We start from the raw sequence: 21,169 nt of genomic DNA, 5'->3' as shown, positions 1-21,169 counted from the left end.
GTTCAAATTCACAATTTCGGAGGGTCTGAGCGGTGGCCAAACATACTCCGATGATACGGCAGTATCTATCGATCAAGGCAGAAGTTCCCGATGCCTTTTTATTTTTTCGTCTCGGTGACTTTTATGAAATGTTTTTCGAGGATGCCGAAAAGGCGGCCAAAGAATTGGAGATTACCCTGACCAGCAGGGACGGGGGTGACGAGCGGATCCCGATGTGCGGGGTCCCCTTTCATTCCGCAGGGGTTTATATCGCTCGGCTGATTGAAAAAGGGTATAAAGTGGCGATTTGTGAACAAGTGGAGGACCCCGCTACCGCCAAAGGGGTGGTTAAGCGGGAAGTGGTGCGGGTGGTTACCCCCGGTACGGTGATGGAAGAGAAAATGTTATTGGAACGGGAAAATAATTTCCTGGCCGCTTTTATCCGTCGCGATCAGCGTTGGGCGTTGGCATCCGGGGATTTATCCACGGGCGAGTTTTATGTGACGGAGTTGCGAGGGGGAGAAGATGCGATCATTGATGAATTAGCAGCTTTTCAGCCGAAGGAAGTCGTGATGCGCGCAGGAGAGGAATTTCCTTCTCCCCGTGAGTTGAGACGTCGGCTGGGCACATTGGTCACAACGGTGCCAGCGGGAGAGATGACGGAGCCCGAATCGTTGGGACGAGTGTTGTCAGAACAATTCCCGGGTCATGAGGATGTTTGGTCTTCTCCCTACATATTGGAAGCGGCGGGTTTGTTGCTCTCGTATCTGCGGCAAACGCAGAAGCGGTCGCTTACGCATCTCAACCGGATTGAACGATATGATGCACAACATTTTATGGTATTGGACCCCGCAGCACGGCAGACATTGGAATTGACAGCTTCCTTGAAGGACGGCAAGCGAAAAGGGTCGTTGTTAGGGTTGCTGGATCGTACGGCGACGGCGATGGGCAGCCGTCTCTTAAAAAAATGGCTGGACAAGCCACTGTTAGATGTCGATGCGATCCGAGAACGGCAGAGTGCAGTGACGGCATTGTTGCAGAATCCTATTTTGTTGGAGGAAGTGAGGGACCGCCTCAAAGAGGTATACGATCTAGAGCGACTCTCCGCTCGAATTGCCTACGGTTCCGCTAATGGACGGGATTTGCAGGCGTTGCGCCGCTCGCTGGAAGCGCTACCGTCACTACAGCAGCTATTGCTGGAGGCAGGTGATGACTCCTTGGTTCGCTTGGCGCAGGAGATGGATCTGTGCCAGGATGTAAGGGAGCTGGTTGAGCGGTCGGTGGCGGAGGAGCCGCCGGTGTCGGTAAAAGAAGGGAATCTATTGAAGGAAGGGTTTAATGACGAGCTGGATGCCTTGCGCACCGTGCAACGGGAGGGGCGAGAGTGGATTGCCCGCCTGCAGCAACGGGAACGGGAGGCGACTGGCATCAAGTCGCTTAAAGTGGGTTTCAACAAGGTGTTTGGCTACTATATCGAGGTGACCAAAGCCAATCTTCGCCATCTACCAGAGGGACGGTATCAGCGCAAACAGACCCTTGCCAATGCGGAGCGGTTTGTTACAGCGGCATTAAAGGAGAAGGAACGTGCCATCCTGGAGGCGGAGGAGCGCTCGGTGGAGCTGGAGTACCAGCTGTTTAGCCAAGTTCGTGAAAGCATCGCCGGTGCGATTCCCCGTATGCAGCGTCTGGCTGATCAAGTGGCCCGTTTGGATGTTTTGCATGGGTTTGCGGTGGTGTCTGAGCGTTATCGCTATGTACGTCCCGACATATTGGGAACTCCTGGTATATCCGTCAAAAATGGTCGTCATCCGGTGGTGGAAGCAGCGCTGGAAGAAGGGATGTTTGTCGCCAATGATACGGCAATCGGCGGGGAGGCCGGGCAAATTCTGTTGATCACCGGCCCCAACATGGCGGGTAAAAGCACCTATATGCGCCAGGTTGCCTTAATTACGCTGTTGGCTCAGATCGGCTGTTTTGTTCCCGCTGACCAAGCTGAAGTGGGGGTTGTCGACCGGATTTTTACCCGAATTGGTGCGGCGGACGATCTGGTGGGAGGGCGGAGCACGTTTATGGTGGAGATGGATGAAACCCGTCTTGCCTTGGCTCAAGCGACCCCCCGTAGTTTGATTCTGCTGGATGAGGTAGGGCGGGGAACCTCCACCTATGACGGGATGGCGTTGGCTCAGGCGATTGTGGAGTATCTGCATGAACGAGTCGGGGCACAAACGCTCTTTTCCACGCATTATCACGAGCTGACCCGTTTAGCGGAAGATTATCCCCGTGTCGTCAATCTACATGCCCGCTGTGTGGAGAAGGATGGGGAAGTGGTATTTCTGCACCGGATGGAAGCCGGAGGGGCGGATAAGAGCTATGGCATTCATGTCGCCCAATTGGCGGGAATGCCGCCACAGGTGATTGCACGAGCCCAGGTGGTATTGGAGTCACTGGAAGCCCGTTCACAGACGGCGGCTGCAGAGCAGTTGGATTTGTTTCAGTATGCGGAGCCGCAGGCCAAGGTGAGACCGGAAGAGGAGGAGGTGTTGCACCGTCTGCAGGAATGGGATCTCTTGAGTCGGACACCGTTGGAGTCGGTCCAGTTTCTGCATGAGCTACAGCGTAAGCTAAAGGGGACGGGAGGGGAGTAAGATGCCGGTAATCCGCGTTTTGGATGACGGATTGGCCAACCAAATCGCCGCTGGCGAAGTGGTGGAACGACCTGCTTCCGTAGTGAAGGAGCTGGTGGAAAATGCGTTGGACGCCCGTGCTAGCCGTATCCAGGTGGCCATCCGTGAAGGGGGAATTCAGTCGATTGAAGTGACGGATAACGGAATCGGGATGGAGCGGGCGGATGCCGAGCTAGCATTTGAACGGCATGCTACCAGTAAGATCCGGCGGGAGCGAGACCTTTTTTCCATCCGTTCACTCGGCTTTCGCGGGGAGGCGCTCCCCAGTATCGCGTCTGTTTCCCGGCTGACGTTAACCACTGCCAGTGACGATGGGACACCAGCCACCTGCATTCGCCTGGAGGGAGGCGTACGCCACCAAGTGGAAGAAGCAGTACGGGCTCAAGGGACAACGGTCCGTGTCGAGGATCTCTTTTTCAATACCCCGGCTCGTTTGAAATACCTGAAAACGGTCAACACTGAAGTTAGCCATGTAGCGGATGGTTTGGGCCGGATTGCGTTGGCTCATCCTACTGTTGCTTTTACGTTAAAACACAATGAACGCGAGCTTTTTCGCACAACCGGTGACGGCAAGCGGGTTCATGTGGTTCACGCCCTCTACGGAAAACAGGTGGCCAAGGCGATGCTTCCCTTTAGCGGTGAAGATGCCGATTTTCGCATTGAAGGGGTGGCGGGCCGACCGGAATTAACCCGCTCCAATCGCTCCTATCTCACTCTGTTGGTCAATGGGCGCTACATTCGTAACATTCCGCTGGCCCAGGCGATCCTGCGAGCTTATGATACGCTGCTTCCCGTGGGACGTTATCCGATTGTGGTGATGGCGATCACGATGGATCCTAAGCTGGTGGATGTCAATGTTCATCCGGCCAAACTGGAAGTTCGCCTCAGCAAAGAAAAAGAGTTATGTGGGCTGATTGAGTCCACTTTGCAGGCGTTGTTTCGACGGGAAGTGCTGATTCCTGCGGTGGAAAATCCGTGGAAACAAAAAAAGGCTCCTGAGCAGAAAAAGCCGGTACAGGAGAGTCTACACTTGGAACGGCGAGAAGTAAAAAAGGAAAAAACGCCGACCCCACCGCCTGTGCGAGAATGGAATTATCCTGCAGGTGTGAAAGAAGCGCAGACGACTTTTCCCGTTTCTGTCGATAGTGATAGAAAAGCTTTCTCCCACTCAGAGACGACTCCCATCGACAGTGGTGGGAAAGTCTTCACCCGCTCAGAGATGGCTTCTCCTTCACCTGAAGCGAAGGTAAGGGAAGAACCGAAGTCTTCCCCCCACCCCCGTGAAGATAAGGGGGAAGTGAAGGTCAACAACGGAGCCGAAACAAAACCATTCCCCGCTCTTCTCCCCCTGGCGCAGATTCATGGCACGTATATTGTGTGCCAGGCGGAGGACGGTTTTTATCTGCTGGACCAGCATGCGGCGCATGAACGCATTTATTATGAGCACTTTTATGAAGGGCTAAAACAGAAGGGAACCGAACCCCAGTCGCTTTTGATCCCGCTGACGGTGGAATGCGGTCCGGGAGAAGCGGAGACGTTATCCGGATGGATACCGACGTTGGTGGAGTGGGGAGTGGAGATGGAACCCTTCGGGCCAGGGGTGTTTGTGATTCATTCGCATCCGCGCTGGTTCCCCCAGGGAAGTGAGGAAGCACTGATCCGGGAGATGGTGGAATGGTTAAAGGCGGGTCAACCATTGGATATGGCCCGTATGCGGGATGAAGGGGCGAAAATGATGGCCTGTAAAGCAGCGATTAAGGCAAACCGCCATCTGCGCCGGGAAGAGATGGAAAGTTTGTTGGAGCAGCTGGCTCATTGTGAGAGGCCGTATACGTGCCCTCACGGTCGACCGATTTTGGTTCACTTCAGCACACGGGAGATTGAGAAAATGTTTAAACGGGTGATGTGATGGTGTTTGTGACAACGACTCGCCGTCCGCGCCCAGATGATGAGCGATGGGCGGCAACGATTGCTGAACGGATCGGTGCTCCGGTTCTAAACCGGGAAAATCGGTCATTAGCTGCCTTGTTCCGTGAGCAGGGAGCAGAGGCGGCGGTGGTGGTGGGACCGGAAGGAGCCCGTTGGGAAAATAGCGCCGGAGATCGATTCCGTTTTCACCCCAATTTATCGGCTCTAAGAGTGAAAGAACTGCGGCAGGGGGGCAGGGATGCGTTGGTTCAGGTAGCGCAGCTGCAACCGGGTGATCAGGTATTGGATTGTACGTTGGGTTTGGGAGCGGATGCGATTGTGGCGTCGTATGTCACGGGCGCATCCGGTCGAGTGGTGGGGTTGGAGAGTCAACCGGTGATCGCCGCGTTGGTGGAATACGGGTTGGATCGATATCCGGCCTCTTCCTCCGCTTTGGCAGAGGCGATGAAGCGAATCGAGGTTAATATTGCCGATTATAGGGAATATCTTTCCCAGTGTCCGGATCAAAGCTTTGATGTAGTTTGGTTTGACCCCATGTTTCGCCGTACGGTGACACGCTCATCGGGAATTCAACCCCTTAAAACCTTGGCCAACCCGGCTCCACTGGATCAGCGTTCGGTCACCGAAGCGTGTCGGGTGGCGCGACGGCGAGTCATCCTAAAAGAGCGACGGGGAAGCGAACAGTTTGAGCGGCTGGGTTTCCGCGTGGAAAAGGAGGCGTCTCACCATGCCTTTGGCGTCATCGATGTTGGGTGATGGTCGCGAAGATCTGTTGGTGATCGTCGGTCCTACGGCGGTTGGAAAAACGGCGCTTAGTCTGGAGTTGGCGCAGGAGTTTCGTGGTGAAATCCTCTCCGGTGACTCGATGCAGGTGTATCGCCATATGGATATCGGTACGGCAAAGGCGACTTTGGCGGAGCGGCGCCGGGTTCCCCACCATCTGATCGATCTGGTTGAACCGGATTTCTCCTTTTCCGTGGATGAATTTCAACGTCTCGCACGGCAGACGATTACGGCGATTCAGTCACGGGATCACCTGCCGATGTTGGTGGGAGGGACAGGGTTGTATATCCAAGCGGTCACCCACGGATATTCGTTGCCGGGGGTAAAGGAAGATCCAGAGTTTCGATACTCGTTGGAGCAATTTGCCGATGATCGTGGAAACGAAGCGCTTCACTACCGTTTGGCTGCAGTTGACCCGGAGGCAGCCCAGCGTCTCCATCCCAACGACAGGCGCCGGATGATTCGCGCCTTGGAAATTCATCGAGCGACAGGGCGGCCTTTGTCCGAAGTGCAGCAACAGGGGGATTCTCCTTATCGCGCATGTTGGGTCGGTTTGACGATGCCCCGGGAGATGTTGTATGATCGGGTGAATCAACGTGTGGATCTGATGATGGAGGAGGGCCTGTTGGAAGAAGTGGCGGTTCTGCGAGAGAGGGGTGTTCCCCGGGATGCGGTTTCCATGCAGGCACTGGGTTATAAGGAATTGTGGATGGCGCTGGAGGGGGAGGTCAACCTGGCGGATGCGGTGGAGATGATAAAACAAAGAACGAGAAAATTTGCCAAGCGACAGCTTTCTTGGTTCCGTCGTCTAAAGGAAATCCATTGGTTTGACTGTACGCAAAAAGAGAGGTTGCAAGAAATTCGTTCTCTGGTAGCAGGAAACTTCCCTCAGTACCAAGAATAGAGTAAACTAATGCCAAAACGCATATGGGAGGTACATACTTTGAAGCAATCAATCAATATCCAAGACACGTTTTTAAATCAAATCCGGAAAGAATCCGTACCCGTGACGATCTATTTGATCAATGGCTTCCAATTGCGTGGGGTGGTGCGGGGCTTCGATAACTTCACGATTGTGATCGATAGCGACGGAAAACAACAGATGGTTTATAAGCACGCCATTTCCACCTTTACGCCGGCACGGGCCGTATCGCTGATGTCTAACGATGATTCCAATAAAGAAAGTTAAAAACCAAGTGTGAACCACTTGGTTTTTCCATATCTTCACCAACGACTGGGCGCTTGCGTATATATAGGGCAGCCAATGCAAACGAGGTGACGTTGATGGCGACCCGTGTAATCACGCAAGAAACCCGGCGCATTCAGGTGGTGCTGGATCATGCAAAAGAATCCGCTGCCATTTCCACCGCGGAGCGTACGACAGGGTGGATGGAAGAGGAGCATCTCCCGTTAAAGCGCTGCATCGAAGAACTGGATCAGTTGGTGGGGTTGGAAGCGATCAAATCCTTCATTCATGAAGTGTATGCATGGCTGACGGTAGGACGCCGCCGGGTCGCGGCGGGGTTGGCATCGGAAAACCAAGTCCTCCATATGGTCTTCGCTGGAAATCCCGGTACGGGAAAAACAACCGTTGCTCGCATTATGGGACGCCTGTTTCACGAGATGGGTGTGCTCTCCCAGGGGCACTTGGTAGAGGTGGAACGGGCGGATCTGGTGGGTGAGTATATCGGACATACCGCTCAAAAAACGAGGGAGCATGTGAAGCGCGCCCTTGGCGGAATTTTATTTATCGATGAAGCGTATGCGCTGTCTCGAGGCGGGGAAAAAGATTTTGGCAAGGAAGCGATCGATACGTTGGTTAAGTCGATGGAAGACCATAAAAATGAATTTGTATTGATCTTGGCAGGATATCCGCGGGAGATGGAGGGATTTATTCGCTCCAATCCGGGTTTGCCTTCTCGCTTTCCCATCCAGCTCTCCTTTCCCGATTTTTCGGTGGGTGAATTGATGAAGATTGCCGACCGAATGGTAAAGGAGCGGCAGTATCGCTTTTCCGGCCCCGCCCGTGACAAGTTGCGCAAACATTTGGATCAGGTGTGTCGCATCCCCGGAGAATCTTTTGGCAATGCCCGTCATGTGCGCAATGTGGTGGAGCAAGCGATCCGCCTGCAAGCAGTACGGCTGTTGAAGAGTCGCTATGTATCGAGGGAAGATTTGATGACCTTACAGTCTGATGACCTCGTTTTTCAAGATTGGCGACAGGGGGCTTTTCTATGATCAATGGCCTGCCGTTTCCCTTGGCGGGCCATTGGCGTTATAATGGAATGATAAGTGAGGTTTTTTCAAGGAGGATGAACAACGATCGACGAGCAGCGTGAACGCGCGATTTTAGTCGGTTGCGGCACAAAGTCGGGGATGTCAGCAGAACAACTTCATGCATCATTGGAGGAACTGGCCCGATTGGCGGATACCGCTCAAGCGCAAGAGGTGGATCGGATCATCCAGTGGCGGGAGCGATTGGATCCCGCGTGGTTGATCGGTCGAGGCAAGGTGGAAGAGTTAATCCGCACAGTAGAAGAAAAAGAGGCGGATGTGGTGATATTTGACCAGGAGCTCTCGCCCAGTCAGTTAGCCCATTTGGAACAGCGGATTCCCTGTAAGGTGTTGGATCGGACGCAACTGATCTTGGATATTTTTGCGATGCGGGCAAAATCAAAAGAAGGGGTACTTCAGGTGGAGTTGGCACAACTGGAGTATCTCTTGCCTCGCTTGACGGGCAAAGGAAAGGAACTTTCCCGTCTGGGCGGGGGCATCGGCACCCGCGGTCCTGGTGAAAAGAAGCTAGAAACGGATCGCCGCCATATACGTCGCCGTATCCGTGATCTAAAGGCGGAGTTGGAACGGGTACGCCAACATCGACAATTACATCAGGTTCGCCGTCGCAAAATGGAAGTGGTGCAGGTGGCGCTGGTCGGTTATACCAATGCGGGCAAGTCGACATTGCTTAATCAATTGACCGGAGCGGGGGTAACCGCGGAGGATCAGTTGTTTGCCACATTGGATCCCACTTCGCGCTTCTGTGAACTGCCGTCAGGGGAAAGGGTATTGCTGACCGACACGGTCGGTTTTATCCGGCAACTGCCGCACCATCTGGTGGCTGCCTTCCGTTCAACCCTGGAGCAGGTGCAGGAAGCGGATTTGCTTCTCCATGTGGTGGATAAGAGCCATCCTGAGGCTCCACAACAGATGCGCGCGGTGGAGGAAGTGCTGACCCAGTTGGATGCTAGTCATATCCCAACACTGACGGTCTTTAACAAGGATGACCAAGCGGAAGGGGAGCTGTTGACAGCCACAGGGGAGTCGATTGCGATTACCGCTTTTCGCCAAGCTGATCTGGAGCGGTTGAAACAGTCGATCGACCAAACGCTCCACCGTGTGCAGGTTCGAGGTTCAGCTGAAATACCGGTCTCTCGGGGTGAGTTAATCTCCCATCTGTATCAAGCGGCCCATGTGACCCATTCCGAGGTGAACGGTTTGACGATGAAGGTGGATTTTCACCTTTCCCGTCGCCGCTATGAACGGATGTCTCCAGAAGTGAAGGCGTTTGTCAGCGATGTGATGCAGCTGGAAACGTAGACAAAGGAACAGAAAATGGTGTGACACATGTATCAATATTTGCGGCATAAACAAACATTACAACGTTGGGCAAAACGAGCGGAGGAACGGATCGCTCCCCGTCTCAAAGCAATCGAGGAACGGGTCGATCTTCATCAGTGGCGCCTTCTACAGGCTTATCGTGAAGCGGGGGTAGACGAGGGGCACCTGACCTCCTCCACCGGTTATGGTTATGATGATCGGGGTAGAGAGGCGTTGGAGGAGATTGTCGCCCGCTTATTTGGAGCGGAGTCAGCACTGTATCGGCCGCAGATCGTATCTGGGACCCATGCCATTGCCTCCGCTCTGTTTGGCATTCTGCGACCAGGGGATCAATTGATTTATCTGACGGGGGAGCCCTATGATACGCTACAACCGGTCATCGGGCGTGAAGCGGACGGTAGTGGTTCCCTGGCCGATCTCGGGGTGAGGGCACAAGCGATCCCATTAACCTCTGCTGGGGATGTCGATTGGGCGACTTTTGCCGCTGCGGTAAGCGCAAATACCCGTTGTGTGGCGATTCAGCGTTCCAGAGGTTATGCGGAAAGGGCTTCTTTTTCCATCGCCGCCATCGGTGAGATGGTAAAGCGAGTGCGTGTGCTCTGCCCCCATGCGGTTATCTTTGTCGATAACTGTTACGGTGAATTTGTGGAAGAGCAGGAACCCCTTCATGTGGGTGTCGATTTAATCGCCGGTTCTCTGATCAAAAATCCGGGAGGCGGTCTGGCCAAATCCGGCGGCTACCTCGCCGGTCGGCGTCAATGGGTGACTCGTGCCGCTGCCCGACTGGTGGCACCGGGCATCTTAGCGGAAGGGGGGGCGACCCACGGTTATTTGCGCGATTATTTTCAAGGCTTTTTTTTAGCTCCCCATGTGGTGGGGGAAGCGCTCAAAGGAGCGGTGTATGCGGCGGCAATCCTGGAGGAAGCGGGGTTTGAATCGACTCCGCGGTGGGATGCCCCCCGAACCGATATTATTCAGTTGATTCGTCTGGAGCACCCCGAACTGCTGCTTGCCTTTTGCCGAGGAATTCAGGAAGCGTCCCCCATTGACGGCCATGTTGTTCCGGAGCCGTCTCCGATGCCTGGATATAGTGACCCGGTGATTATGGCGGCGGGAACCTTTGTCCAAGGCGCCAGCATTGAATTGTCCGCAGACGGTCCGATGCGGCCGCCCTATCGCGCTTATATGCAGGGAGGGTTAACGTTTTCCCATGTGAAGATCGGGGTGTTGACCGCGTTGGATCATATGTTGGCCCATGCTCACCTCTTCCCCGATATCAAAGCAAAAGCAGGTGAATCGTGACAGTGGAACTCTTATGGTGGTTGCTGATCGTCCTCAGTTTTATGATCGGATTTGCGGGTCTGTTTATTCCCTTCCTGCCGGATACTCCGATGTTGTTGGCCGGGTTTGGTATTGCCCATTTCCTTGTAAATCCCGATGCGCTTACGATGTCGTTTTGGGTGGCGGCGGCATTGATCACCCTGGCATCCTTTGCGGTGGATTACATCGCCGGTGGCATTGCCGCGAAAACGTATGGGGGCTCCAATGTGTCCATCTTGGCTTCCGTGCTGGGAGCGATCGGTTTTACCATGCTGTTGGCCCCTTTTGGTATGGGTTTGATCGGCTTGCTGTTCGGTCCGGTGCTGGCAGTGGTGTTGGTGGAGTTGATTCAGGGCAAACCGGCGGAACAAGCCATCAAAATCGGATTCGGTACGCTGGTCGGTTTTCTGGGGGGAGTATTTGTCAAAGGTTTGTTGATGGCGGGCCTTATTATCTGGTTTATTATCCTGATGGTTTAAGTATAAAGGGAAGCGGGGGAGGAAGATCCTTTCTCCCCCGCTTCCCGCAATTGCAGCTTTAAGTTTGGGGTACTGAAGCTAGGAGTTTTTACCTCGCAAATAATATAATGTGTTAAAATTACTTACACGGGTTGACAATGAAAGTTAACATATTTACAATGGAAGAAACCAAAAGGGAGGAGGCACTGCCGATGCGCGATGATATCCGTCGTAACATGCCTCTTTTTTCTATGGGCACGATTACAAAATTGACGGAGCTCACTCCGAGGCAGGTGCGCTACTACGAGCAACAGGAATTGATTAAACCGGCTCGTACCCGCGGAAATCAGCGGTTATTCTCCTTTAATGATGTGGATCGCTTGCTTCATATTAAGTCATTGATGGAGAAGGGGATCAACATCGCCGGGGTCAAGGAAGTGTTAACCGGCAAAAAAGCTGAACAAGAGGTTGCTGCTCCGGCCAAAAAACCGGATATGTCTGACGCTGAATTGCGCAAGCTCTTGAAGCGGCAGTTGACCGAGTTGACCACGCGCCCCAATCAGGGCCACCTAACCCAGGGTGATTTGTCCCGCTTCTTGCATTAATATTTTTACCACTTGGAAGGGAGACGAGAACGAATGGCCAAAGGTCTGACCAAGGAAGACATCCTGCGCTCCGTCAAAGAAAACGATGTGCAATACATCCGTCTGCAATTTACCGATCTCCTGGGGACCATTAAAAACGTGGAAATCCCGACAAGTCAATTGGAGAAAGCGCTTGACAACAAATTGATGTTTGATGGGTCCTCGATTGAAGGGTTTGTACGGATTGAAGAATCCGATATGTACCTCTATCCCGACCCGGACACATGGGTGATCTACCCTTGGGGTGGGGAATCAGGTAAGGTAGCCGGTTTGGTGTGTGATGTGTACATGCCGGATGGTACTCCCTTTGCAGGTGATCCGCGCGGGATTTTGAAAAAGGTGTTGAAAGAAGCGGAAGAATTGGGCTTCAGCGCTTTTAACGTTGGTCCTGAGCCAGAGTTTTTCCTGTTTAAGACCAATGAAAAAGGTGAACCGACTCTGAATTTGAACGATCAGGGCGGATACTTTGATCTTGCTCCCTTGGATTTGGGTGAGAACTGCCGTCGCGATATCGTGGTCACCCTGGACAAAATGGGCTTTGAAGTGGAAGCTTCTCACCACGAAGTGGCCCCAGGTCAGCATGAGATCGACTTTAAATATGCTAACGCTGTGACTGCCGCCGACAACATCCAAATCTTTAAGCTGGTGGTAAAAAATATCGCCCGTCAATACGGCCTTCATGCTACCTTTATGCCAAAGCCGTTGTTCGGTGTAAACGGTTCCGGCATGCATACACATCAATCGTTATTCCGCGGAAAAGAGAATGCATTTTTTGATGAGTCCGATGAGCTGGGTCTCTCCACAACCGCTCGTCATTACTTGGCCGGAGTTCTAAAGCATGCTAAAGCATTTACTGCCGTTACCAACCCGCTGGTCAACTCTTATAAGCGCTTGGTTCCTGGCTTTGAAGCACCTTGCTATGTAGCATGGTCTCCGAAAAACCGCAGTCCGTTGGTACGTGTTCCGGCTTCCCGTGGTCTTTCCACTCGGATCGAAGTGCGTAGTCCGGACCCGTCCTCCAACCCGTATCTGGCCTTGGCTGTAATGCTGAAAGCCGGTTTGGACGGAATCAAAAACAAACTGGAAGCACCGAAGGCGACCGATCGCAACATCTACATCATGGACGAGAACGAGCGCGAAGCAGCAGGGATCGAAAGCTTGCCGGCCAACTTGAAAGTAGCGCTGGATGCACTGCAAAGCGATCCAGTGATTCGCGAAGCTCTGGGTGAGCACGCTTTGGCTCACTTCGTTGAAGCAAAGGAAATCGAATGGGATATGTTCCGCACGCAAGTCCATCCGTGGGAGCGGGATCAATACATCTCCCTCTATTAATCACCATTTGTAAAAACCCTCTCATCTGAGAGGGTTTTTTGTTTTGGCCGGGGGACGATTAGAGCAGAAAGAGAGTAGGGAGAAATAAAAAGTTGATTTTTGATTGTTGACATACGGTATTTGTTGTAACTATAATTGTTACATCACTTTTTAGAAAGGAGGCATGACAGGAGAAACAAGGGTTGTTCTAAGCATCCCCACAAGAGGGTGCCGAACAACGTCGATTCCTCTACGCCAATGAATTGGTGAGTCTCCTGTCGGTAATTTACATGAAAATATTGGTTACTGGTGCAACAGGGAAGCTGGGAACGAAAGTTGTAGAGGCGCTATTTGAATCGGTACCAGTGAGTCTGCTGGCTGTCAGTGTTCGTAATCCGGAGAAAGCAGAAAGTTTTCGCACTCGGGGAGTAGAGGTTCGCCAAGGAGACTTTGATCGTCCGGATACCCTGGATACAGCCTTTGCTGGTATTGACCGATTGTTGATCATTTCTGCGGACGGGGACAACGAGACCAGAATTCGTCAGCATACGAATGCGGTTGAAGCAGCTGCCCGTGCCAAAGTCAGCTTCATCGCTTATACAAGCTTGGGGAATGCAAGTGAAAGCAAGATGTTCCTTGCTCCACCACACCGAGCTACGGAAAAAGCGATTTTGAAAACCGGTATTCCTTATTCGTTCCTGCGTAATAACTGGTACCTGGAAAACGAGACAGCGAGCATTCAAGGTGTGCTAGCAGGAACACCCTGGGTGACGTCTGCGGGATCTGGAAAGGTGGGCTGGGCTCTAAGGCAAGATTATGCGGAAGCGGCGGCAGCCGTACTGGCGGGGGACGGTCACGAGAATACGATCTATGAGTTGTCTGGCAAGCTGTTGACCCAGGATGAATTTGCATCTACACTCAGCGTGGTTTTGGACAGGGAAGTTCCCGTGCAGCAGGTGAACGATGCCACCTATTCAGATATCATGAAAAATGCTGGCGTTCCGGATTCCGTCATCCCGTTTCTTGTAGAGATCCAAAAAGGAATTCGAGAAGGTGGCCTGGAGATCGAGAGTCATGATTTTGAAAAGCTGCTCGGCCGCCCGGCAACGCCAATTGACAAAGCCCTGAGTCAACTTGTAAGTGAGATCTCTTAAAAAGAAGAATGGTGTTCAATCAGTTCCTTAAGGCTGCTGACAAATATCAGCTGCCTTTTCTTGTTAAACCCTCACATGAGAGGTTTTTTTGTTATACAAGGAAATCAATATGATCGGGAAATAATCGTTTGACCATCTTAACCACTATTTAACAGGGGGGGAAGGATTCAAGGGTGATATCAAAGTGAAATGACAAAGTGAAATCGTAAACAAGTTTGTAAAACAAACCATTCCCGCCTTTTTTCAATCCCTCGCCACCATGGCAAGGAAGTTATACGCTTAAGAGCAGGATGACGTATGTAATAGGGTATAAGTGATGGGCTTGAGCTACCCTGATGAGTAGCGTGGCGATCCCTCGCAAAGGGATTCGGTTCCGTTGACCCGATTTTTTTCCAGGGGTATAATGGACAAGTCAACAAACGGATGGGGGTTGTATTGTGCTGACGACCATAAGTAAACTTTCCGCCCATGTAGGAGAAAAAGTGAAGCTGGGCGCATGGCTTTATAATAAACGTTCAAGCGGAAAAATTCTTTTTCTGCAATTGCGCGATGGAACCGGTGTGGTTCAGGGTGTGATGCTGAAGAAGCTGGTGGATACAGAAGTATGGCAACAGGCAAAAGATTTGCCGCAAGAGAGCTCCTTATACGTGGAAGGAACCGTTCGTGCCGATGAACGGGCTCCTACCGGCTATGAGTTGGATGTGACCGGGTTGGAGGTGATCCAGTCCGCTGAGGAATATCCGATCGCGTTAAAAGAGCACGGGGTTGAGTTTTTGATGGATCATCGGCACTTGTGGATTCGCTCTCCCCGTCAACGGGCGATCTTACGGATCCGTGCAGAAATTATTCGTCAAATTCGAGCCTGGTTGGATGGTGAAGGATTTACGCAGGTAGATCCGCCTGTGCTGACTTCGTCTTCTTGTGAGGGTACGACAAATCTATTTCATACCAAGTATTTTGATGAAGACGCTTATCTGACGCAGAGCGGTCAGTTGTATATGGAAGCGACTGCGATGGCCTTGGGACGGGTGTATTCCTTTGGTCCGACCTTTCGTGCAGAAAAATCGAAAACGCGTCGCCATCTGATCGAGTTTTGGATGATAGAACCGGAAATGGCTTTTGTCGATCATGTCCAAAGCTTAGAGGTGCAGGAAGCCCTTTTGACCCATGTAATACAATCTGTTCTCCAAAATTGTGCCGACGAACTGAAGACGTTAGGGCGTGACACAACCGCACTGGCGAATGTAAAGGGACCCTTCCCGCGCATTACTTATGATGAGGCGGTGGAGTTGCTCAAGCGGGAAGGGTTTGAATTTGAGTGGGGGGAAGACTTTGGCGCTCCCCATGAAACGAAGATTGCGGAAAGCTTTGACCGACCGGTGTTTATTACGCATTATCCGACAACGATTAAAGCGTTTTATATGAAACCGGATCCCGAACGGCAGGAAGTGGTACTTTGCGCCGATTTGATCGCACCTGAGGGATATGGGGAGATTATCGGAGGCGGTCAGCGGATAGATGATCCAGCACTGCTGAAACAGCGTTTCCAAGAACATCAGCTTTCTCAAGATGATTATGCTTGGTACTTGGATTTGCGTAAATACGGCAGTGTCCCTCATTCGGGCTTCGGGCTGGGGTTGGAACGAACCGTCGCTTGGATTTGTGGATTGGAGCACGTCAGGGAAACGATCCCATTTCCCCGGATGCTGAACCGACTCTACCCCTGATCACCACCTCTGTGCTTTTAAGCCTCGGTGAGAAGTCACCGGGGTTTTTGCCGCTTTTTCAAGTCTTTTTTTCATATGAGGTGGTTGATATAGTAAAAAATGAGGTGGATGCCAATGGACCATAAATGGTCGCCGCACGCCGCGCTCGTAGACATGTTGCACCAGGGTTCGATTTCGGTTCCGGTGATGTTGTTTACGGAATACCGGCGGTTGGGATTGACGGAGGGGGATGTGATGCTCTTGCTGCATATCTTGGTGTTTCAAGAGAAGGAGGGGACGCCCTTTCCCACCGTCAGCCAGTTGGAGGAACGGATGAGCGTCTCAGCGGAACAGATCGTTCAAAGGCTGCAAAAATTGGTCCGAGGTGGGTTTTTATCGATCGAGGAAACAGTGAGCCATGATGGGTTGAGAAGTGAGCGATACTCATTGGCTCCGCTTCTGCAACAATTGGCTGCATCATACCTGGATCGGGAGCCCGAAGAAGCGGATGAAGCCGCAGATGAAGCGTATGATAACCTGTTTCAACTGTTTGAGCGGGAATTTGGTCGTCTGTTGTCACCGATGGAATATGAGATGCTGACACAGTGGTTACATGAGGACGGATATCCGGAACCGTTAATCGCAGCGGCACTGCGGGAAGCGGTATTTTGTGAGAAGTTGAGTTGTCGCTATATCGACCGGATTTTGTTGGAGTGGCAGCGCAACCAAATAAAAACGCCGGAGGAAGCGGTGGAGTTTTCCCGTAAGTTTCGCAATAAAGGGTTGTTGTATCAATCCACTGACAAAAAGGGATCAGAGGACAACCCACCTTTTCCCTTTTACAATTGGGTTAATCAAGGATAAGCGGAAGCCGTCACGGCTTCCTTATTTTATCGGTGAGTGGGCACTGAATAAATATGAGGGATGAGGAGCCTCCGATTGGAGGCTTTTTTCATGGTTTCGCACATAATCCGACAATAGTTGTTAGGTAAATTAACAAAATAGGTATTGCGCACTACTGTAAGTCCGTGATATTATACATAGCAAATGTAAGGTAATTTTACATGTGAAAGGTCAGGTGATCCATTTTGGAAAACGCTCTATTATCCATCGATGCTTTATGGGTAATGCTTTCCGCTATCCTCGTTATTTTTATGCAAGCAGGTTTTGCATTGCTTGAAGCGGGTTCCACCCGAATGAAAAATGCGGGTCACGTGGCCGGCAAACAGTTATTGAGCTTTTCGCTCGTTGGCCTGGTTTTCTGGGCAGTCGGTTATGGAATCGCATTTGGAGACAGCTTAAACGGCTTTTTGGGTACCTCTGGCTGGCTCCTCAATCTTCCGCAAGCGGAAGGTGAGGTTCCGCTAGAAATTTTCTTCCTATTCCAGATGGCGTTTGCAGCGGTTTCAGCGGCAATCGCTTGGGGCGGATTTGCTGAACGGGCTAAGTTGGGTGTTTACATCATTTTTGGGATTCTGTTTACCGCTATCATCTATCCTGTAGTTGCTCATTGGATTTGGGGTGATGGTGGTTGGTTGGCTGAAGCTGGTAAGCAAGATTTTGCCGGATCGACGGTGGTTCACTTGACGGGTGGTGTTGCCGCACTTGTGGCTACGCTGATGCTAGGCCCCCGAATCGGGAAATATACCAGTGATGGCAAACCCAATGCGATTCCTGGTCATAACCAAGTGTACACGGTATTGGGTGTCGCCATCATTTGGCTGGGATGGTTTGGTTTTAACCCCGGAAGCACGTTGTCAGTAGCAGACGGATTTTTTGGATATGTTGCATTGACTACTTATTTGGCAGCAGCCGCTGGTGCCCTGGCTGCTTTGGGTACTGTGAAGTTGGCACTGGGGAAAGCAGATGTACCGATGATGTTGAATGGTGTATTGGCAGGTCTGGTGGCCATCACGGCGGCTTGTGCGTTTGTTGAACCGTGGGCGGCTGTAATCGTCGGTGCGATCGCCGGTTCATTGACGGTCTTTACATCGGTTTACTTTGAGAAAAAAGGAATCGATGATCCCATTTACGCTTTCTCGGTTCATGGTATTGCTGGGATCTGGGGAACTTTGTCCACTGGTTTTTTCGCATCTCCCCGTCTGGTGGAGATTACAGAAACTGGACAGCCGGGCCTCTTCTACGGTGGCGGCATTCACCAATTGATCGTGCAGGCGGAAGGTGTACTGGCAGCAGGTGCATTTGTGGGTGTTACAAGCTTTATCATTCTGTGGATTTTGAATAAGACGATGGGACTGCGTGTCACAGAAGAGGATGAAGTGATGGGTCTTGACTTGAGTGAGCACGGCACATACGGCTATCCTGAACAGATGGCGCAGGAAACCGGATCCTCCCAAGGACCGACGGTGTGAAACGGAGGGAAGAGGTATGCGCCAACCTCCAACCCCGCCCCTGATTGAAACTGACGATCCCGATGTTTGGTTGAAGCAACATCGCGATTGGGGCGTTTGGGCAAGCCAATGTTTGGATGAGGATGTCGCGATGAGCGATATTCAAAACTCTCTCCAGGAGGGGCATGATCACCTCTTTCGACAAGTATGGAAGCGGGCGGTAACCACCATGAAGGCAAATGGTGTTGCCGTCCCTTCCTCGTATGTATGGTTTGTAATGGGGAGTGCGGGCAGAAAAGAAGCGCCGTTATGGACTGATCAGGATCATGCTCTCTTTTTGGGAGACGATGATCGGGAAACTGTTGTTACGTTTTCTCAACGTTTAGTAAAGGGGTTGCAGCAAGCGGGTTACCCCCGTTGTCCTGGTCGGGTGATGGCGTCGGAGGCCCTGTGGCGAGGTAATCCCGACACCTGGAATAAGCGGTTGAATCGATGGGTTACGGGTAGCAGCCGTGATGATGCCCGTTATCTGATGATTGTAGCCGATGCCCGTGTGGTGGCAGGGGAGACGGATAAGGTGCAAAAATGGCGGCGCGATTTGATCCGTTTGGCAAGGCAGCATCCACAAATCTTGCGGCGTGAGTCGGATCGACGCTCACGCACTCCCTTAAACCCCTGGGGCGGCTTTTACCGGGAGCGATACGGAAAACATGCCGGAAAGGTTCCAATCAAAGAAGGGGGCTACCTCTTGATGGTGGACGCTTTCCGGTTGTGGTCACTCGCTCTCGGGATCGATGAAACATGCACCCGCAGACGTATCCAGGAAGTGGGAAGTTCACTGAAGTGGTCACAACAGCGGGTGGATACTCTGTTGGAGGCGTTGGATACGTTTTTGGAGTTTCGGTTACGCAACAGTCTGCAATACGGGACAGATACCAATCATGTGGATACGAGTGAACATCCTGTTTCTCGGATCCGGCGTTTAAAAGAAGCATTGGTCGTGTCAAAGCAAGTTTGGCGGAGTGTTCGTCGCGATATGGAACGATTGGCTGCACATTCCGATAAAGGGGATCGGAAACGGTGAGGGAAGGGAATGTTTGGTTCCGAAGGCTACGTGACAGGGGATGGATTGGTGGGGCAAGCCAAAGCTTTCAGCAGGAAGCGTGGGTTCGCTCACTGATTAAGGACGTAAAAAATCAAGAACAGTTGTCCACTCCACTCCAAGAGCTTACATTTGTGGTCGTCGATTTAGAGACCACCGGTTTTCGCCCACATCATGGGGATGAAATTATTGCGATCGGAGCGGTAAAAGTGGAAAATGGGAAGGTATTGCCCGATTCACCGTTCCATACTTTGGTGCGGCCACAAGGTGGCATTCCCGATGTGGTGGTTCGTTTAACCGGAATTACGGAAGAAGACGTTCAGTCTGCTCCATCCTTAGCCGAAGCGCTTCAATCTTGGTTGGAGTTTACAGGTTCCAGTATTTTGGTCGCTTACGGGGCAGGTCTAGACTCTTCATTTCTCAAGGTGGGTCTAAAAAAAACGTGGGGAATTACACTAGAGCATCGCTTTTTGGATGTTTGGCAATTTGCCCGTTGGTTTCACTCCGAGTTTTCCGATCACTCGCTGGAACGGCTACTCCACCATTATAAGATTCCGATTCGAGGGCGCCACACAGCAGACGGGGATGCCTGGATGACGGCGCGCCTGTGGGAAGAAATGTTGCAGGGGTTTCAACGTCATCAATTACAAAATTTGAGCCAGCTTTATGCGGCACTCAATCAAGTACGATGATACACATTTTTCTCAAGGGGATGTTTCAATATAAAAAAGCTTGAGTTATTAATGCTCAAGCTTTTTTATATTGAAACAGGTTCCCGCTTTAAACGGATGAGCGGGCTAATTCGTTCACTATTTTTTCCATTTTCAACTTGCGAGAACCTTTAAAATAGAGAATGCTGTTTTTGGGGGCGCTTTTTAAGAATCGGAGTAAACGGGCTCGGTCAGAAAAGTGAATAACCCGATTTTGATTCATCCCGTTGTTGATGGCTGAGGTGGCGATTTCGCGGGAATACTTCCCATATGTGACCAATAGGGACAATGAGGAGTGGGAGGTATAGCGACCAATTTCCTGATGAGCAGAACGGGTATATTGCCCAAGCTCCATCATGTCGCCAAGTACGGCGATTGCAGTGCGTTTGGTTCCGGCAGCTATATTTTTTAGTACGGTTAAACCGGCTTTCATGGCACTGGGATTTGCGTTCCAGGCATCATTGATCAACAGGCGACCGTTTTTGGAACGGATCAACTGCAGGCGCATACGAGGAGGTTGTGATTTGGCGAGACCGGATTGAATGGTTTTCATGCTGTAGCCCATTGCTCGACAGATACCGATTGCCGCTAGTGCATTAAGAACATTGTGATTACCCCAATGGGGAATCGTAAAGGAGAAAGATTGATTGCGAATTCGGACATCGAAGGTCATACCACGAGTGGTGTAGCGTATATTTTCCCCTTTAATATCTGCGGATCGTGCAATGCCGAACGTCCAGACTTTCCCTTGGAATCGTCGCGTTGTTAGTTGGCGGGAACGGGTGCAATCGGCATTTAAAAACAATGTTCCACCTGCATGCATACCGTCGATCAATTCTTGTTTCGCTTTTACAATGGTTCCCAGGCTTCCTAGGCTACCCGCATGGGCTTCTCCTACATTGGTGACAACGCCGATATCGGGACGTACTACTCGACATTGTCTAGCGATGTTGTTTAACGATTTCATACCCATTTCCAACAAAAGAACACGGGTACCCGGACGCAACTGCAACAGATAGGTAGGCAAATAGGTAAAGGTGTTCAAATTCCCTCTTGTGTGTACCAGCTTACTTTTCTGTTTTAAAACTGCATACACCATGTCGGTGGTTGTTGATTTGCCGGCGCTGCCGGTGATGGCGATCACTCGGTTAGGTGAGCATTGTCTCCAATTCCAGTTAGCCAATCGCCAATAAGCGTCGGTGAGGGATGGAACCCTTATAACCGCTATTCTCCCCGGAATACTGGAGGGTGAAAGATGATGCGGCAAAACAACAGCAGCAACAGAGTGGTGACGGAGTGCATTAAGTTGTTTGTCCGCCTTTTGTCGGGGGTCGATAAAATAGACCTGATCCGCTGCCAGGCTCTTGTAACGGCCCCGGTTAGCGGAGCGGAGAACTCGTTGGGGATTACCCCGAATTAA

The 21,169-nt window shown here is 51.6% G+C and carries 19 protein-coding genes and 1 pseudogene; 19 read left to right on the top strand and 1 reads right to left on the bottom strand.

What is annotated here, in order from left to right; translation table 11 throughout:
- Positions 1-32: 32 nt before the first annotated feature.
- The 18 genes and pseudogenes from mutS to C8J48_RS07170 all read left to right on the top strand — a co-directional run bounded on the left by mutS (position 33) and on the right by C8J48_RS07170 (position 19,731).
- Positions 33-2,624 carry a DNA mismatch repair protein MutS gene (gene mutS, locus C8J48_RS07250; RefSeq protein ID WP_107725643.1) on the top strand — a complete coding sequence of 864 codons (2,592 nt, stop codon included), beginning with the start codon at positions 33-35 and terminating at the stop codon, positions 2,622-2,624.
- A gap of 1 nt (position 2,625) precedes the next feature.
- On the top strand, positions 2,626-4,572 hold the full coding sequence (gene mutL, locus C8J48_RS07245) for a DNA mismatch repair endonuclease MutL (protein WP_107725642.1): 1,947 nt from the start codon (positions 2,626-2,628) through the stop codon (positions 4,570-4,572).
- 2 nt (positions 4,573-4,574) lie between these two features.
- Complete coding sequence (locus tag C8J48_RS07240; protein WP_170105263.1) at positions 4,575-5,348, top strand: class I SAM-dependent methyltransferase; 774 nt, start codon at positions 4,575-4,577, stop codon at positions 5,346-5,348.
- Positions 5,320-6,279 (top strand): tRNA (adenosine(37)-N6)-dimethylallyltransferase MiaA, encoded by a 960-nt coding sequence (gene miaA, locus C8J48_RS07235; RefSeq protein WP_245891088.1) that lies wholly within the window; start codon positions 5,320-5,322, stop codon positions 6,277-6,279. Before C8J48_RS07240 ends, miaA begins: the two co-directional genes overlap by 29 nt.
- A gap of 39 nt (positions 6,280-6,318) precedes the next feature.
- Positions 6,319-6,564: an RNA chaperone Hfq gene (hfq, locus tag C8J48_RS07230; protein WP_107725640.1), complete on the top strand. Its 246-nt coding sequence runs from the start codon at positions 6,319-6,321 to the stop codon at positions 6,562-6,564.
- A gap of 148 nt (positions 6,565-6,712) precedes the next feature.
- Positions 6,713-6,853: pseudogene (locus tag C8J48_RS19345) on the top strand (hypothetical protein); the annotation flags it as partial.
- A 73-nt stretch (positions 6,854-6,926) separates the two neighbouring features.
- Positions 6,927-7,613, top strand: coding sequence for an AAA family ATPase (locus C8J48_RS07225; RefSeq protein WP_425430475.1), 687 nt, complete (start codon positions 6,927-6,929; stop codon positions 7,611-7,613).
- Between the two features lie 84 nt (positions 7,614-7,697).
- Positions 7,698-8,972, top strand: coding sequence for a GTPase HflX (hflX, locus tag C8J48_RS07220; RefSeq protein WP_281261217.1), 1,275 nt, complete (start codon positions 7,698-7,700; stop codon positions 8,970-8,972).
- A 27-nt stretch (positions 8,973-8,999) separates the two neighbouring features.
- A complete protein-coding gene (locus C8J48_RS07215; protein WP_107725637.1) occupies positions 9,000-10,295 on the top strand; it encodes a methionine gamma-lyase family protein in 1,296 nt (431 codons plus the stop codon).
- Positions 10,296-10,297: 2 nt separating this feature from the next.
- On the top strand, positions 10,298-10,792 hold the full coding sequence (locus tag C8J48_RS07210) for a DUF456 domain-containing protein (protein WP_107725636.1): 495 nt from the start codon (positions 10,298-10,300) through the stop codon (positions 10,790-10,792).
- 191 nt (positions 10,793-10,983) lie between these two features.
- Entirely contained in the window at positions 10,984-11,376 is a 393-nt protein-coding gene (locus C8J48_RS07205) for a MerR family transcriptional regulator (protein ID WP_107725635.1), read from the top strand.
- Positions 11,377-11,409: 33 nt separating this feature from the next.
- On the top strand, positions 11,410-12,747 hold the full coding sequence (gene glnA / locus C8J48_RS07200) for a type I glutamate--ammonia ligase (RefSeq protein WP_107725634.1): 1,338 nt from the start codon (positions 11,410-11,412) through the stop codon (positions 12,745-12,747).
- A gap of 269 nt (positions 12,748-13,016) precedes the next feature.
- Positions 13,017-13,880, top strand: a complete 864-nt coding sequence (locus tag C8J48_RS07195; protein ID WP_107725633.1) for an SDR family oxidoreductase — start codon at positions 13,017-13,019, stop codon at positions 13,878-13,880.
- Positions 13,881-14,317: 437 nt separating this feature from the next.
- A complete protein-coding gene (gene asnS / locus C8J48_RS07190; RefSeq protein WP_107725632.1) occupies positions 14,318-15,607 on the top strand; it encodes an asparagine--tRNA ligase in 1,290 nt (429 codons plus the stop codon).
- A 114-nt stretch (positions 15,608-15,721) separates the two neighbouring features.
- On the top strand, positions 15,722-16,450 hold the full coding sequence (locus C8J48_RS07185) for a DnaD domain protein (protein ID WP_170105261.1): 729 nt from the start codon (positions 15,722-15,724) through the stop codon (positions 16,448-16,450).
- 224 nt (positions 16,451-16,674) lie between these two features.
- On the top strand, positions 16,675-17,958 hold the full coding sequence (locus tag C8J48_RS07180; RefSeq protein ID WP_281261192.1) for an ammonium transporter: 1,284 nt from the start codon (positions 16,675-16,677) through the stop codon (positions 17,956-17,958).
- Positions 17,959-17,974: 16 nt separating this feature from the next.
- Positions 17,975-19,021 (top strand): DUF294 nucleotidyltransferase-like domain-containing protein, encoded by a 1,047-nt coding sequence (locus C8J48_RS07175; protein WP_107725630.1) that lies wholly within the window; start codon positions 17,975-17,977, stop codon positions 19,019-19,021.
- Complete coding sequence (locus C8J48_RS07170; RefSeq protein WP_107725629.1) at positions 19,018-19,731, top strand: exonuclease domain-containing protein; 714 nt, start codon at positions 19,018-19,020, stop codon at positions 19,729-19,731. Before C8J48_RS07175 ends, C8J48_RS07170 begins: the two co-directional genes overlap by 4 nt.
- Before the next feature lie 88 nt (positions 19,732-19,819).
- Here C8J48_RS07170 and C8J48_RS07165 read toward each other — a convergent pair whose 3' ends face one another.
- Positions 19,820-21,016 (bottom strand): UDP-N-acetylmuramoyl-tripeptide--D-alanyl-D-alanine ligase, encoded by a 1,197-nt coding sequence (locus C8J48_RS07165; protein ID WP_170105259.1) that lies wholly within the window; start codon positions 21,014-21,016, stop codon positions 19,820-19,822.
- Between C8J48_RS07165 and C8J48_RS18695 the strand changes: the two genes are divergently transcribed.
- The gene (locus C8J48_RS18695) at positions 21,005-21,169 is read left to right on the top strand and encodes a hypothetical protein (protein ID WP_170105255.1); all 165 of its coding nucleotides are present in this window, start codon (positions 21,005-21,007) and stop codon (positions 21,167-21,169) included. The two genes, C8J48_RS07165 and C8J48_RS18695, sit on opposite strands and share 12 nt — an antisense overlap.

The organism is Desmospora activa DSM 45169 (genome assembly GCF_003046315.1).
Classification (GTDB): domain Bacteria; phylum Bacillota; class Bacilli; order Thermoactinomycetales; family DSM-45169; genus Desmospora; species Desmospora activa.
The sequence above is the reverse complement of the archived record's forward strand: the minus strand, read 5'-3'. Positions and strand labels throughout refer to the sequence as shown.